The organism is Acidiluteibacter sp. (assembly GCF_055129545.1).
Genome location: NZ_JBSRUB010000013.1, coordinates 422,005 through 436,409, shown reverse-complemented (window position 1 = coordinate 436,409; position 14,405 = coordinate 422,005). Strand labels below are relative to the sequence as shown.

The following is a 14,405-nucleotide window of genomic DNA, read 5'->3' as shown; positions in this document are numbered from 1 at the left end:
CGATGGGGCTTTCACAACTTCCCTAATCATTAAATGCTATTCAGATTTCACTCCTACGGAGCTTGGTTTTTTACGTGAAGAGTTCCAACGATCTACTTCTTAATCAACTTCCCACTTGCATAATTGCCTTTTTGATCGGTTAAATGATAAATAAAAGTTCCTGATTTAAGGTTCGCAGTATTAATGGTTTCATCGCTTGAAGACAACTTCCTCTCTAGCACTTTCTTTCCTGAGATATCAAACAACTCCAGATTGTAATTTCTCAACTGATTAACTTGACGAAAGTGCACCTCATCACCAACAGGATTGGGATAAAAAATAAAATCGTTTTTTGGAATTTGTTGATCAGCAATACCTGTTGTTTTATAGTTACCATTGCTGTCTACTTTAATAATCCATACATCTTTTTCAAAACCATCTGGCCCGGAAGGATTATAAGATGAACCAAAAATAAGAGCTCCACCATCAGAAGTGGCCAATACTTTTCTTAAAAACAGATTAGTATTGTTACTGTAATATCGCGTCCAAATTTCATTGCCCATCAAATCGGCTTTTGTTAGCATAAATAAGGTGGTATCCGGTGCATAACCACCTACTCTTACAACAAAATTTTCCGTACCTCCAATAAACACATAAGGAAGGGTATCATATCTAGACAAATTTTGATTGGCCTCCTTTGCTGATGAATCTGGTAAGCCATAAAAATTAAGTGAAACTTCATTGTAATTGGTATCCATCACAATGGCTGCCATATCTTCTGGCTTAGCATGAGAAGCATTTCGGGCATTAATTCCTCTAGCAGAAACCATGAAATGATTTTGATTAATGGAAAGTAAACTTGCAAAAAAATTAAACTGATAATTCCCAAATGTATTCTGAGAATACGAAATATCGAATGCGGTATCTATTTGAAAACTATCATTCAATTGAATAATTTCCGAAGAATTATACCAAACTGTGGGATTTTTATAAATAACATTATAGGTAGAAATCAACTTCTTTCCATTGTGTTCAATAATATCGAAAATATACTGTGGAGGTAAAAATTGAGGATCTGAAATATCAAAAAATTGATAAGTGGAATCATTTAAATTCAAAATAAAAAAACTAGCATTTTGAAACCTGCTAGTATCTAAATAAAATCCTAATAATGCCAATGAGGAATCATTAAGTGATTTAATACTTTCAGCGTAAAAATGTTTAGCTGAATCTATTTTAATGGAGATTGAACTATTAAAATCATAATTGTAATAAATTTTCACATCTCCATCCCCTTTATAGTAACCACCTTCTGAAATCACAACTCCCTTATTTGTTTTTTTAATCCCTGTAAACAATCTTTCTGTAGTTGCAGCAAGCACAGTATCTTTAATAAACACTCCTGTTTTTGATAATTTTAGATAATAAGATTCGTAAAACCCATTTAACTTTTTCATTCCCACAAACTCGAACGTAGAATCTGTTTCGATTGCATCGTACAATTCATTCTCAAACGAATTGTTTAGAAAAAAATCGAATTGCTGTGAAAAAACCCCAATGCTAAAAAGCATTGAGGTGATTGTGAATATCAGGTGTTTCATAGGTTGGTTATTATATTCTATTAATCTGCAAAAGAACGAGATAGTCACTTAAATATTACACCAATAATTATATTTCAATTGATTATTCTATAACTAGACTTTTTCTAACTAAAATGTCACCCCGATGGGGCTTTCACTACTTCCCTAATAATTAAATGCTATTCAGATTTCACTCCTATGGAGCTTAGTTTTTGCACTAGGAATCAAAATTCGTGATTCGATCAAGCTTATGAGGTGTTATCCCTAAAGGATGAAAAAGAGAAATTTAAACAGATTACAAAATGAATTACATCCACGACACAATGAACCTGTAGGGTTCGCACATCATTAATAACATAGATTTATTATTGAATTCCGACCCCGCAAGTGGTCAACCAATTAGATAGTTATCAACTATTTATTAATCACTATCAGGAAGTGAACTATATAACGTTTAATGCAACCTAAAACGACTTACAATTGCAGCCATTGGTATAATAGATCTCGGTATTGGGCAAGTATTCATTAATCAATTTCTTTTGATCGTCCTCAATTTTGATACCTCTCAACTCTAATAACTGCAAACTTCTCAACTCCTTCAACTCCAAAGGGAAAATTTGAATTTCGGTATTCATCAAGTCCAATTGTTCTATATTTTGCGCACCTTTTATCGTGTATGGGATGCTTTGCAACGGATTATTGCCCGCTTTCAATATTTTTAACTGACCCGCCTTCTCTACCGAAAATGGCAAATCAATCAGCTTGTTCTGCGAAACATCTAATTCTAAAAGGTAAGGCAATTCGAAAACAAAATCAGGAATTACTTCCAACTTATTTCCCGAAAGGTCGAGGTATTTTAAATTTTTAAATTGAGCTAAATCAGATGGCACTTCTTTTAATTTTGACCGACTTAAATCCAAACGAACAACCGCCATTGGATTACTTAACCCTTTTGAAATGGATGAATAAGATTTAAAACGATCGGCTTGAGATCGATATGCATCAGTTTGAGCTGAGGCAACAACTGCACTAAAAAGAAAGAAAATTAGCGCCCACTTTTTCATTGTAAAATTTTAAGGGTATTCACTTTGTCGATTCCCATATTCTCAATCAATTCATCCAAAGAGTTGAACTTCTTCTCCTCCCTGATTCTTTCAATTAGCTGAATGGTGATCGTTTCCCCATAAATCTCTTCATTGAAATCAAAAATATTGACTTCGATGGTTCTACTTCCGTCAGCATTTTCAATTGTAGGACGAACACCGATATTGAGCATTCCCTTATAATTCCCCGATTTGGTGATTATTCGAGCGGCATAAATTCCATCTGCCGGAATCAGTTTAAAATCTTCTTCAATTTTAATATTCGCTGTGGGGTAACCTAATTTTCGCCCCATCTTTTCTCCATCAACCACTACTCCACTGAGTGAAAATGGATGACTCAAGTACTCATTGGCTGTTTTTAAATCGCCATTTTCTAGCGCTCTTCTAATTTTTGTAGAACTCACGTTGACATTGTCAATATCTTGCGCCGGAATTTCTTCCACTTCGAAGCCATATAATGGCCCAAATTCCATCAAGTGCTCAAAAGAGCCTTCTCTGTTTCTTCCAAAGTGGTGGTCGTAGCCAATTACTAATTTCTTTGTTCCAATTTTATTGACGATTAAATCACGCACAAATTCCAAGGAAGTCATTCTAGAAAAATCCTTTGTAAAAGGTTCAATAATTAAGTGATCGACACCAGCTTTTTCCAACAAATCGATTTTTTCTTGAAGGGTATTGATCAATTTTAGGTCATTATCCGCTTGCAAGACCATCCTCGGATGGGGGAAAAATGTTAATAACACCGTTTCTCCATGCTGCTTTTTTGCGATTTCTTTTAGCCGATTTATGATGGTTAGGTGCCCTAAATGTACCCCATCAAAAGTACCTGTAGTCACTACAGGGTATTGAACTGGCTTGAAATTTTCTATCCCTCGATATACCTTCACTCTGCTCCTCTAGTTTGTGTAAAATTTGGTTCCAATTATTAAACTCAAAATTAGCAAAATAAAAATATCAACAATGCTTCCTAAACTTGTCAATTTATTTTACTTTTGCATCCTAAATTTCAAAGAAGAAATTTTACATTTTTAGATAACCAAATTTTAAGAAATGTCTCAGAACAGCGGAAAAATCGTTAAGATTATTGGACCAGTAGTGGATGTTAGCTTTGATGGAGAAGGAAGCGTACTTCCTAACATTTTAGATGCATTGGAAGTAACTAAAACGAATGGCGAAAAAGTTATTTTAGAAGTTCAAACTCACGTAGGTGAAGGTGTAGTTAGAGCCGTATCTATGGATTCTACAGAAGGTTTGCAAAGAGGAGCAGTAGTAACTGCAACTGGAGCAGCCATCAAAATGCCTATTGGAGATGAAATCAAAGGTCGTTTATTCAACGTAGTAGGTGATGCTATTGATGGATTAGGGAATCTTGACAAAAGCAATGGTATGGGTATTCACCGTAACCCTCCAAAGTTCGAAGACTTATCTACAGCTACAGAAGTTTTATTTACAGGTATTAAAGTAATTGACCTTATTGAGCCTTATGCAAAAGGTGGTAAAATTGGTTTGTTCGGTGGTGCTGGTGTTGGTAAAACAGTATTGATTCAGGAGTTGATTAACAACATTGCAAAAGGACACGGTGGATTATCTGTGTTTGCAGGTGTTGGTGAAAGAACTCGTGAAGGAAATGATTTGTTGCGTGAGATGTTGGAATCAGGAATTATCAAGTATGGCGATGCCTTTATGCATTCTATGGAAGAAGGCGGATGGGATTTGTCTAAAGTTGATATGGAATTGATGAAAGAGTCAAAAGCAACTTTCGTATTTGGTCAGATGAATGAGCCTCCTGGTGCAAGAGCTAGAGTAGCACTTTCAGGATTGACTTTGGCTGAGTATTACAGAGATGGAAACAAAGAAGAAGGAGAAGCTGGAAAAGATATCCTATTCTTTATCGACAATATTTTTAGATTTACACAAGCAGGTTCTGAGGTATCAGCATTGCTAGGTCGTATGCCTTCTGCAGTAGGTTACCAACCAACGTTGGCTACTGAAATGGGTACGATGCAAGAGCGAATTACTTCTACTAAATCAGGATCTATTACATCTGTACAGGCGGTTTACGTTCCTGCAGATGATTTAACTGACCCTGCTCCTGCAACTACATTTGCTCACTTGGATGCAACAACTGTATTGTCAAGAAAAATTGCTGAATTAGGAATTTATCCAGCGGTAGATCCTTTGGATTCAACTTCACGAATTTTGACTCCTCAGATTGTTGGTAAAGAACACTACGATACTGCACAAGCAGTAAAAGAGATTCTACAACGATACAAAGAATTGCAAGATATTATTGCTATTTTGGGTATGGATGAATTGTCTGAAGAAGATAAATTGATCGTTTCTAGAGCTAGACGTGTTCAGCGTTTCTTGTCTCAGCCGTTCCACGTTGCAGAGCAATTTACAGGATTGAAAGGAGTATTAGTAGACATTAACGATACCATCAAAGGATTTAACATGATCATGGATGGTAAAGTGGACAAATACCCTGAATCAGCATTTAACTTAAAAGGAACCATCGAAGAAGCAATTGAAGCAGGTGAGAAAATTCTTGCTGAAAACAAATAATTTAAATTTGTTTCGTCGATCGTTATAACTAGAAATTATGCAATTAGAAATAGTAACACCAGATAAACAAGTCTATAAAGGAGACATCACATCAGCATCATTTCCTGGTATTGATGGTTCTTTTGGGATTTTACATCGTCACGCTCCTATGGTAGCTGTGCTTAAAAAAGGGAACATCAAAATAGTAGAAGTTAATTCTAAAGATGAGCAATTTTTTGAAGTAGACGGTGGAGTTTTAGAGGTAAAACACGATAAAATAATAGTGTTAGCTGAGTAAGATTAGCTTTCATTAAAAGTTAAAAAGCCCTTGTTAGAAATTCTAACAAGGGCTTTTTTTGTTGAACATACTAACAACCTTTATTTCTCTACTTCTTCATTTGCAAATCCGATTTCTTCATTTGCCTTCAGGCCAAATTGCTTCCGGAATAGATAAACCAATAAGTATAAAATAGGCGTATCTAAAAGGGCAATTAGAAGCTTATACAGAAATCCATTAACCAACAAATCACCAAATCGAATCCACTCGATAGAGCCAAACAAACACAACAGCGCCAATACACTGGCTGTATCTACTAATTGTGAAGTGATGGTGCTGAAATTATTCCGCAGCCACAAGTGCTTGCCATTTGTTTTCTTCTTCCAATAATGGTAAATCCGAATGTCTATAAATTGAGCCAATAAATAGGCTACCATAGACGCGGTAACAGCTGCTCCTGTAAGTCCAAAAACCTTGGAAAAAGTGGCATCATCCACTGGTGACCAGGAAGTCGCGGGAACTGCATCAGCAATTAGGACCAAAAAGAAAATAAACAAAGTAGCCACCAATCCTGAAACAACCACAAAATTGGCCCGCTTTCGCCCATAGATTTCAGAGATCAAATCAGTAATTAAAAAAGTTAATGGATAAGGTAAAATACCAACCGACAATTCAAAAGAATAGGAATTAAAAAAATCCCAAGAGAAGAACTTTTGAAAAATGAGGTTTCCACTCACTAAGCAGGCGATAAAAATCCCACCGAGAATGAAATAGTATTTTTCAGCTTTTATGGTTTGTTGAATATTCATTTCACAGTAACCTTCCAAACCTGCGTTGTGTTCTCGTCAATTCTAAAACGATTGTCTACCCGATGCCCAACTACCCAAACGATAGCCTCTCCGGATCTCAATATTTGCACTTTTTCTTTCTGAAAAATAGAGAGCTTTTCATCAATAAAAAAGTCACTCAGTTTTTTAAACATTTTCATCCCAAAAGGTTGAAATGCGTCTCCTTTCTTCCATCCATTCAATATCACAGGCAATCCAATTTTATCGGCGTCGAATGCTGCAATAGTCTTTCCATCGGGAAAGGCAGTCAACTCTTCTCTAGAAATTATTTCTCCTTTCAACCACTTATTTTCGAACACCAAAGTTTGAATCGTTTCACGCGCAACAGCTCGATCACTTTTTGGCGCGATCACCAACTCTTGTCGATTCACCAAAAGGGTGTGCGTTTCTGACTCTAAAATACTTCCGGTTGTTAATTCTTGAGGCAACACAATCGATTCTATTTGAGTGGGATTAAATCCAAACGGCTTTAACAATTCAAACGCGAGTAACTGGGGAGAAATAGATGATTGCAACTTCTTCCAATCAATTTTATAGTCGTCTCCTTTCACTTCCACTCCGGTTAGAGAAAATCGCTTTACCTCTGCTTCTAATAGACTTAAAGATTCCTCTATTAAATGCATGCTTTTTTGTGCATTTTGTATGAAAGATGGATTCAGTTCTTCCAATTGAGGAATGATGTCTAATCGGATTTTATTGCGCAGGTATTTATCGTCCTGATTGGAGACATCTTCTCTATAAATAACTTTATTTTTTTCAGCGTATTCCCGCACTTCTAGTTTGGTGGTAAAAATAAGTGGTCGAGCAATTTGAGCGGTCTTAAACGGCATCCCACTTAATCCTCTCAACCCACTCCCACGAATGAGGTGAATGAAAAAGGTTTCTACCTGATCATTTAAATGATGTGCAGTGATCAATCGATCCAAGTTGTGTTCTTTTTGCAATTCTGCAAACCATTCGTAGCGCAGTTCTCTCGCCGCCATTTGTATGGAAATTTTCCGCTCAGCAGCTATTTCTTTTGTAGAAAATGAAGTGACGAAACAAGGGATATCGTGCTCTTGGCAATACGCTCTCACCAATTCCTCATCTTGGTCACTCTCTCTCGCTCTTAAATTAAAATTACAATGCGCCACATGAATAGAATACTCCAATTGTCGCATTAAATCCAATAACACCATAGAATCAACTCCACCGCTCACCGCAATGAGTAGCTTTTCTGATTTGGCAAACAATTCCTTTTCTTCTATAAATGCCTTCAGTCTAGCTAACATGTTGATTGGGGTTTAAAACATTAAAAATGGCTTTCGCTTTAAGCAAGCACTCTTCGTATTCTTTGTCAGGATCGGCCTTAGCAGTAATAGCTCCGCCTACGGTCAGCGATAAGTAATTGGTTTTTGAATTGTATTGCAAACTTCGGATGATCACATTAAAATCGAAATCGTCATCCGGCGAAAAATAACCCACTGAACCAGAGTACCAACCTCGACGTGAAACTTCGTGTTCATCAATTAACTCCATTGCTCTCACCTTTGGCGCCCCAGTCATGGATCCCATCGGAAAGGCTGCCTCAATGACATCCAATGAAGAATATTCTAGACTTTTAATGGCTGTAACCGTGCTGATCATTTGGTGAACTTGCGGAAAGGTATACACTCCAAACAACTCCTCCACCTCAACACTGCCTCTATCGGCGATTTTTGAGAGGTCATTGCGCATCAAATCAACGATCATTACATTCTCGTTCTGCTCTTTTAAATCCTGTCTTAAAACAGCTTTAAATTCCTGGTCCTCTTTTTCGGTGGCTCCTCTTTTAGCAGTTCCCTTTATGGGCTGCGCAATTATTTTATCTCCTCTCTTACACAAAAATCGTTCTGGCGTCGCACCCATCAAATAAGCCTCATTCTTCTTGAAAAAAGCAGCAAATGGCATAGGAGATTGACGATTCAAAGTTTCCATAACTTGGAATGGATCGATAATGGCCTGTTCATCATAAAACTCTTGACAGAAATTCACTTCATAAATATCCCCCAATTGAATGTGATTTTTCAATGACTTCACTCTTTCTAAGTATTCTGACTTTGATATTCTAGGTTTTAAGTTAGCCGATTGATTTCCTTGAAAAGGCAATTCTTTATCGACATGAATCAATTGCTCCATTTCACTCGCTCCAAGCCTCTTGGTGGATAGCAATCGAACCGCTGAGGAATTGCGTTCTTTGGTAAAAATATATTGAGGTGCAAAAAAATACAGATCCGGAAAGCCTGTTCTATTTGGATGCTTGGTCGAAAGGTCTTCCAATTGATTTTTCAAATCATACCCAAATCCGCCAAAAGCCCATTTATGCTTCTGCAGAAACGAGGCTATCGCTACAAATGAATTGGAATTGGATTCTACTTCGGCTTCAACGCCCAATGCAGCTATCCATTCATACTTTCCATACTTATCTTCATACCCATTCGAATCAAGTACAGTTGAAACATCATACTGTTGCGCCAACTGAATCAATTTTGAGGCGGACAATTCTGCCAATAAATCGTTTTGGTAAGAATGATACATGGGACAAATTTAACTCGAATTTATGCAATGATAAAACATCAATTGAAAGCTATTGGTTCTAAATTCATCCAACAATCCTTTTTAAATGGTATAAATTGGGATTGAAATGAAGAACAACTAATCAATTTAGATTAGATTTGTTGGCTTAATCCTTTAACACCATAGGAATGCTTAGCAAACTGCTTTATTATTTAGTAATCAAACCGATTTCGTTATTGCCCTTCTGGGTGATCTATCGAATTTCAGATTTCATTTTTGTAGTCATCTATTTCCTTATCGGCTATCGAAAAAAAGTGGTTTTTGGAAACATTCAACGCTCATTTCCTGAGAAAAGCCCGAAAGAGGTAAAAGCCATCATGTTTAAATTTTACCGCCATTTCTGTGATTTAATTTTAGAAAGTATTAAAGGGTTTAGCATTTCTTCCAAAGAGGCTCAGAAGAGAATGGGTTCTGAAAACGTGGAGATCATCAACAACTTTGGCAATCAAGGAAAAGATGTGGTATTAGTTGGTGGGCATTACGGAAACTGGGAGCTCTTTGCAGTTGCTGTTGGACCTACAATTAATATCAAACCCATCGCACTTTTTACGCCTTTATTGAATAAATTTTTCGACAAAAAAGTAAAAGCAAGTCGTTCTAGATTTGGATTGAACTTACTCCCTAGCAGCGAAGTGAAGGATTTGATGGAAAAAGAAAAGACTGAAAATGTGATGGTCATTTTCGGCTCCGATCAATCACCTAGAAAAACGCAACGAGCCTATTGGATGAATTTCTTAAATCAAGAAACAGGAGTTCAATTCGGTGCAGAAAAATTTGCCGTGACTCACCATTGCGCTGTGGTTTATGGCCACATCTTCCGATTAAAAAGAGGTCATTTCAAAATCTCTTACCAAACTATTTGTGATGACGCTAGCAAAATGGCGTATGGGGCAATTACAAAAGCGCACACTAGAATGCTAGAAGCTGAAATCATCAAAGAACCTGCTTATTGGTTGTGGAGCCACAAACGATGGAAACATACCCGTCCTGAAGGTGAAGTGATGAATGATTAGTGAAATTTTAATTCCGTAAAAATGTAGCGACGTTGCATGCAACGTCGCTACATTTTTACGTTCAACGAACTTCAACTACCTAAAAATCTGTTACATATCAAAATTTGCGGATATACGTTCATTACCCTATAGCAATGCCATTTTAAACACTATAAGTTTACACCGACAATTTAGTTAAAACAAAACTCGTCGGTCATGAAAAAAATTACCTGCTCATTATTGATATTAATGGCTTTCTCAATTCAAGGGATTTCTCAAGAAAAAAAGAAATTTAAAATGCCTGAATTAAAATTGAGAGAAAAAATAGGTGGACTTGCCGGTAACTTAATGACTGGCAAAACAGAAGACTTATCCTTAACCTCTCCAACCATTTCCTTAATTACAGGCCTATATAATCCTGATGCAGGAACATCAGAAGCTAAATATTTTCCAGAAGGTTCTAAAGAAGGCTCTCACATCATGTCCATTACTTTCATGAAAAATGATGGAATGGGGATGCTTAAAGTAGAGGGAGATGTGAAATGTGATGATGACGAAATGGAGTATGTTGGGCTTGGGAGTTATGCTAAAGTTTTCGACGAACCTTTAAGCTCAGACAAAACTATTAATGTAACTACGGTAACGGGTGATAAAGCAAGTTTTACACTTACCCCAGTTCCTGGAATTGAAATTATTTCCATAAATGGAGAAACTATTTTACCCATTATAGATCTTAAAGAAGATTTTAAAATTAAGGTTTCACACCCTGCAGGTTCTGAAGGCACTACCATTAGGGTGGGTCTGATTTCCGGAGTTGCAGGTGCAGTTGCTTTAAATAACTTTGCTGAGTTTAAAGCAACCGACAAAGAAGTTACTATTCCAAAAGAAAGTTTTAGCAATATGGAATTTACTGGGAAACTAGGAACTGGTCAATTTGAAAAAGGCCTTTCATACTTAATTGTAACACGAGAAAAGATTACGGAAAACAGCGAAATTAAAGCGGAGAATAAAACAGGAAATGCCCAAAAGGCTACCTTTAAATCAATAGCTTATGGACCAATGCAAGTGGTTGTTAAAGGAAAACAAGAAGATGGAGTAATTACAGAAGTTAAGTTTTCAGGAAAATACAAAGATAAATTGGGTTACTCTATTTATAAGCCTAACGCTACCAACGGAATACCATTTTCAAGAGCCTCAAAATTTGGTTTAGCATCTTTAAGTATTTCAGGACGAACTTATAAAAAAGAAACAACCAGTGGTTCAAGTACCTCATATTCTCTAGGAACTACCTCAACAAGTACTTGGACTAGAACAACTACTTACCAATTCCCGCAACTTCCTGAGAGTTATTGGGAAAATGCAATGGATGCGTTCTACAAAAAATTTAATGCAATGATTTCAAAAAATTTCTCGGTTACTAGTGAAAACGTGGATATTGTTACTGCCAACAAGAATTATTCTGCTTTTTTTGCAGGAAACAATGTAATAAATGAGAAAGGAGTAAGCAAAAGCTATCGCAACACAATATTCACTACCCCAACTTCTTTTGGCGAAATGTGGGCCAACCGAAGCTCTAGTCAAACTTCTGAGACTACTTCTGTACTTCTAATGAAAGATTTAAACCTAGATGGTTTAGTTTCCATAAATATAACATTTGATGTGGGCGCTAATAAAGATGACAAATTGGTTTTATTGCCAAGAGTTAACTTCTCAATTAAAGGAATGGATGAAACCAAAAATTTTAAAGAAGGCACCTATGCAGAAGGGTTTATCTCCTTTAATGAAGGAGTTCCATACAATGAGGAAAAAATAAAATCGGATCCAAATTATTTGGTTCAGATTTTAAATGTAGATGAGTTAATTGCAAACATTGAATACATGCTGCAAGCTCTTCAGAGGAAAGAACAAGAATTGGGCTTTGATAAAATATGGTCAATTGGAGAATAAAAAAAGCGAGTATTAAACTCGCTTTAAAATCATGTCCTTTATAGCATCTACCCAAACTGGATGTGCATTTAAGCTCTCCACCAATTGCAGTGTTTCGCCGCCATGTTCTTCCCAAATTTCTTGGTATTCTATTCCTATTTCAACCGTCGTTTCCAAACAGTCAGCCACAAATGCTGGACTAAAGGCCAACATCTTTTTTGTACCAGCCTTTGCTTTTTCTTCAATCACTTTATCGGAGAATGGAGTCAGCCACTTATTGTCAAGTCTCGATTGAAAAGCAACGGTATACTTGTCTTCAGGAATACCTAGTCGCTCAGCAATTAATCGAGTAGTCGCAAAACAAGTCGCTTTGTAGCAATACTTATTCGTGTCTGTCAGCTCGTTCTCGCAATTGTGATCCGCACATGGAGAACCATCCAAATACACCTTATCCACATGTCTTTCTGGAACCCCGTGGTAGGAGAATAGAAAGTGCTCGTATTCATTTAAATCATATTGCTTTGCACGCTCCACGCAAGCATTGATAAACCCAGGGTGATCCCAATACTGACTGATGAACGTCACCTCAGGAATGACCCACCACTTACTCATAATTTTCATCGCCTTTTCTATGGCAGAACCTGTGCTTGCAGAAGCATAATGAGGAAACATTGGAAATACAATAATCTTGGTATAATTCTGCAAACGCATCTCTGCCATTACATCATCCATACTTGGATTTTTATACCGCATGGCCAAGTGAACACCAAATTGATCGCCCAATTTATCTTGAAGCATTTCTTTTACTTCCTCTCCATAAATTAACAATGGCGAACCTTTTTCTGTCCACAATTGCTTGTAAATCTTAGAGGAACTAAACGAACGGAAGGGCACTATGATCAAGTTCACTAGAATTTTACGAGCCAACCAAGGAATATCAATTACCCTTGGATCATTTAAAAATTCCCTCAAATACGGTCGAACATCTTTCACTTTTGGGCTATCTGGTGTTCCCAAATTAACCACCAATACTCCTGTTTTATCCATCTTCTCTTTTTTATAAATTGAAAGCGTTGCAAATTCTCACTCACAACGCTTTTCAAACATTCTTATAGAAAAATAGTTCTCTTAAATGTGTATTGCTCTATTATCAGTAGCTGCCAAAGCCGCTTCTTTTAAAGCTTCTGTAAAAGTAGGGTGAGCATGACTCATTCTAGCTATGTCTTCAGCTGTAGCTCTATATTCCATAGCTACAACTGCCTCTGCAATCATATCTGCAGCACGTGGCCCTACCATGTGAACTCCTAAAATTTCATCAGTCGTTTTATCGGCCAATACTTTCACCAAACCATCCAAATCCATACTTGCTCTTGCTCTTCCGCTTGCTTTGAAAGGAAATGAACCTACTTTGTATTCTATTTTTGCTTCTTTCAATTGTTCTTCGGTTTGTCCAACACTGGCAACTTCTGGCCATGTATAAACTACTCCGGGGATTAAGTTATAATCAATGTGTGGGTGCTCTCCATTCATGTGCTCAGCGACATACATTCCCTCTTCTTCCGCTTTGTGCGCCAACATTGCACCCTTCACCACATCACCAATCGCATAGATATTCTCTACATTGGTTTTTAAGTGTCCGTCTACTTCTACTCTCCCTCTATCGTCTACTTTTACACCTGCTTTATCTAATCCTAAACCTTTAGTGTAAGGAATTCGACCAACAGAAACCAAGCAATAATCTGCTTCTAAAGTTACTTCTTCGCCTTTCTTATTGTCTGCTTTTACGGTTACTGATTTACCTTCGTTCTTTACAGATTTCACTTTATGGCTCAAGTAGAATTCTACTCCGATTTTCTTCATTGACTTCAGCAATTCCTTACCCATGGTTTTATCCATAGTAGGAATAATTCCGTCCATGTATTCAACAACAGAGACTTCTGTTCCTAATCGTGCATATACAGAACCTAATTCCAATCCGATAACTCCACCACCGATAACGACCATCTTTTTTGGAATTTCTTTCAACTCCAATGCTTCTGTAGAGGTAATCACTCGCTCTTTGTCTAATTCGATAAATGGGAGTGAACCAGGCTTAGAACCTGTTGCAATAACAATTTTCTTTGCTTCGATCTTTTTTGCTTCTTTCCCTTCAATATTAATCACTGTATTGCTCTCCAATGAACCTGTACCGTGAATGACATCAATTTTATTCTTCTTCATTAAAAAGTCGATGCCACCAACAGTTTGCTCAACTACTCCTCTCTTACGAGCAATCATTTGTTTGAAATCTACTTTTAGATCTTTCAAGCCAATTCCATGCTCTTCGAATTGGTGTTTTGCTTGGTGATAGTGCTCTGATGAGTCCAACAATGCTTTTGATGGAATACATCCCACATTTAAGCATGTTCCACCTAACGAATCATATTTTTCGATGAGTGCTGTTTTCATACCTAGTTGTGCACATCTTATGGCACATACATATCCACCAGGTCCTGATCCAATTATTGCTACATCGTACTTTTCCATTTTTTCTATATTGAAATTAGATTTCTATAAATTAT

Annotated in this window: 12 protein-coding genes; 4 read left to right on the top strand and 8 right to left on the bottom strand. The window is 36.9% G+C overall.

All coding sequences use genetic code 11. From position 1 onward, the window contains the following. Window positions 1-92: 92 nt before the first annotated feature. The 3 genes from ACTB0X_RS07950 to ACTB0X_RS07940 all read right to left on the bottom strand — a co-directional run bounded on the left by ACTB0X_RS07950 (window position 93) and on the right by ACTB0X_RS07940 (window position 3,549). The gene (locus ACTB0X_RS07950) at window positions 93-1,580 is read right to left on the bottom strand and encodes a T9SS type A sorting domain-containing protein (RefSeq protein WP_463024467.1); all 1,488 of its coding nucleotides are present in this window, start codon (window positions 1,578-1,580) and stop codon (window positions 93-95) included. A gap of 443 nt (window positions 1,581-2,023) precedes the next feature. Further along, window positions 2,024-2,623, bottom strand: a complete 600-nt coding sequence (locus ACTB0X_RS07945; RefSeq protein WP_463024466.1) for a leucine-rich repeat domain-containing protein — start codon at window positions 2,621-2,623, stop codon at window positions 2,024-2,026. Then, a complete protein-coding gene (locus ACTB0X_RS07940) occupies window positions 2,620-3,549 on the bottom strand; it encodes a bifunctional riboflavin kinase/FAD synthetase (protein ID WP_463024465.1) in 930 nt (309 codons plus the stop codon). The genes ACTB0X_RS07945 and ACTB0X_RS07940 overlap by 4 nt, the downstream gene beginning before the upstream one ends. A 163-nt stretch (window positions 3,550-3,712) precedes the next feature. Here ACTB0X_RS07940 and atpD point away from each other — a divergent pair, with 163 nt between their 5' ends. Continuing rightward, window positions 3,713-5,227, top strand: coding sequence for a F0F1 ATP synthase subunit beta (gene atpD, locus ACTB0X_RS07935; protein WP_463024464.1), 1,515 nt, complete (start codon window positions 3,713-3,715; stop codon window positions 5,225-5,227). Window positions 5,228-5,264: 37 nt separating this feature from the next. Next, window positions 5,265-5,504, top strand: coding sequence for an ATP synthase F1 subunit epsilon (atpC, locus tag ACTB0X_RS07930; protein ID WP_463024463.1), 240 nt, complete (start codon window positions 5,265-5,267; stop codon window positions 5,502-5,504). Between the two features lie 80 nt (window positions 5,505-5,584). Here the strand turns inward: atpC and ACTB0X_RS07925 are convergent, their stop codons facing one another. From ACTB0X_RS07925 to ACTB0X_RS07915, 3 genes are read right to left on the bottom strand one after another with little or no spacing between them, the layout of a single operon-like run. Beyond that, window positions 5,585-6,292, bottom strand: a complete 708-nt coding sequence (locus tag ACTB0X_RS07925) for a queuosine precursor transporter (protein WP_463024462.1) — start codon at window positions 6,290-6,292, stop codon at window positions 5,585-5,587. Beyond that, a complete protein-coding gene (gene tilS, locus ACTB0X_RS07920; RefSeq protein ID WP_463024461.1) occupies window positions 6,289-7,602 on the bottom strand; it encodes a tRNA lysidine(34) synthetase TilS in 1,314 nt (437 codons plus the stop codon). The genes ACTB0X_RS07925 and tilS overlap by 4 nt, the downstream gene beginning before the upstream one ends. Next, window positions 7,592-8,887, bottom strand: a complete 1,296-nt coding sequence (locus ACTB0X_RS07915) for an anthranilate synthase component I family protein (protein ID WP_463024460.1) — start codon at window positions 8,885-8,887, stop codon at window positions 7,592-7,594. Before ACTB0X_RS07915 ends, tilS begins: the two co-directional genes overlap by 11 nt. A gap of 167 nt (window positions 8,888-9,054) precedes the next feature. On the opposite strand from ACTB0X_RS07915, the gene ACTB0X_RS07910 reads away from it, so the two are divergent. Both ACTB0X_RS07910 and ACTB0X_RS07905 read left to right on the top strand, forming a co-directional pair. Next, window positions 9,055-9,939: a lysophospholipid acyltransferase family protein gene (locus tag ACTB0X_RS07910; protein WP_463024459.1), complete on the top strand. Its 885-nt coding sequence runs from the start codon at window positions 9,055-9,057 to the stop codon at window positions 9,937-9,939. Window positions 9,940-10,134: 195 nt separating this feature from the next. Beyond that, a complete protein-coding gene (locus ACTB0X_RS07905; protein WP_463024458.1) occupies window positions 10,135-11,865 on the top strand; it encodes a hypothetical protein in 1,731 nt (576 codons plus the stop codon). Between the two features lie 12 nt (window positions 11,866-11,877). Here ACTB0X_RS07905 and hemH read toward each other — a convergent pair whose 3' ends face one another. Continuing rightward, complete coding sequence (hemH, locus tag ACTB0X_RS07900; RefSeq protein ID WP_463024457.1) at window positions 11,878-12,891, bottom strand: ferrochelatase; 1,014 nt, start codon at window positions 12,889-12,891, stop codon at window positions 11,878-11,880. 81 nt (window positions 12,892-12,972) lie between these two features. Beyond that, the gene (lpdA, locus tag ACTB0X_RS07895) at window positions 12,973-14,370 is read right to left on the bottom strand and encodes a dihydrolipoyl dehydrogenase (protein WP_463024456.1); all 1,398 of its coding nucleotides are present in this window, start codon (window positions 14,368-14,370) and stop codon (window positions 12,973-12,975) included. Between the last annotated feature and the right edge of the window lie 35 nt (window positions 14,371-14,405).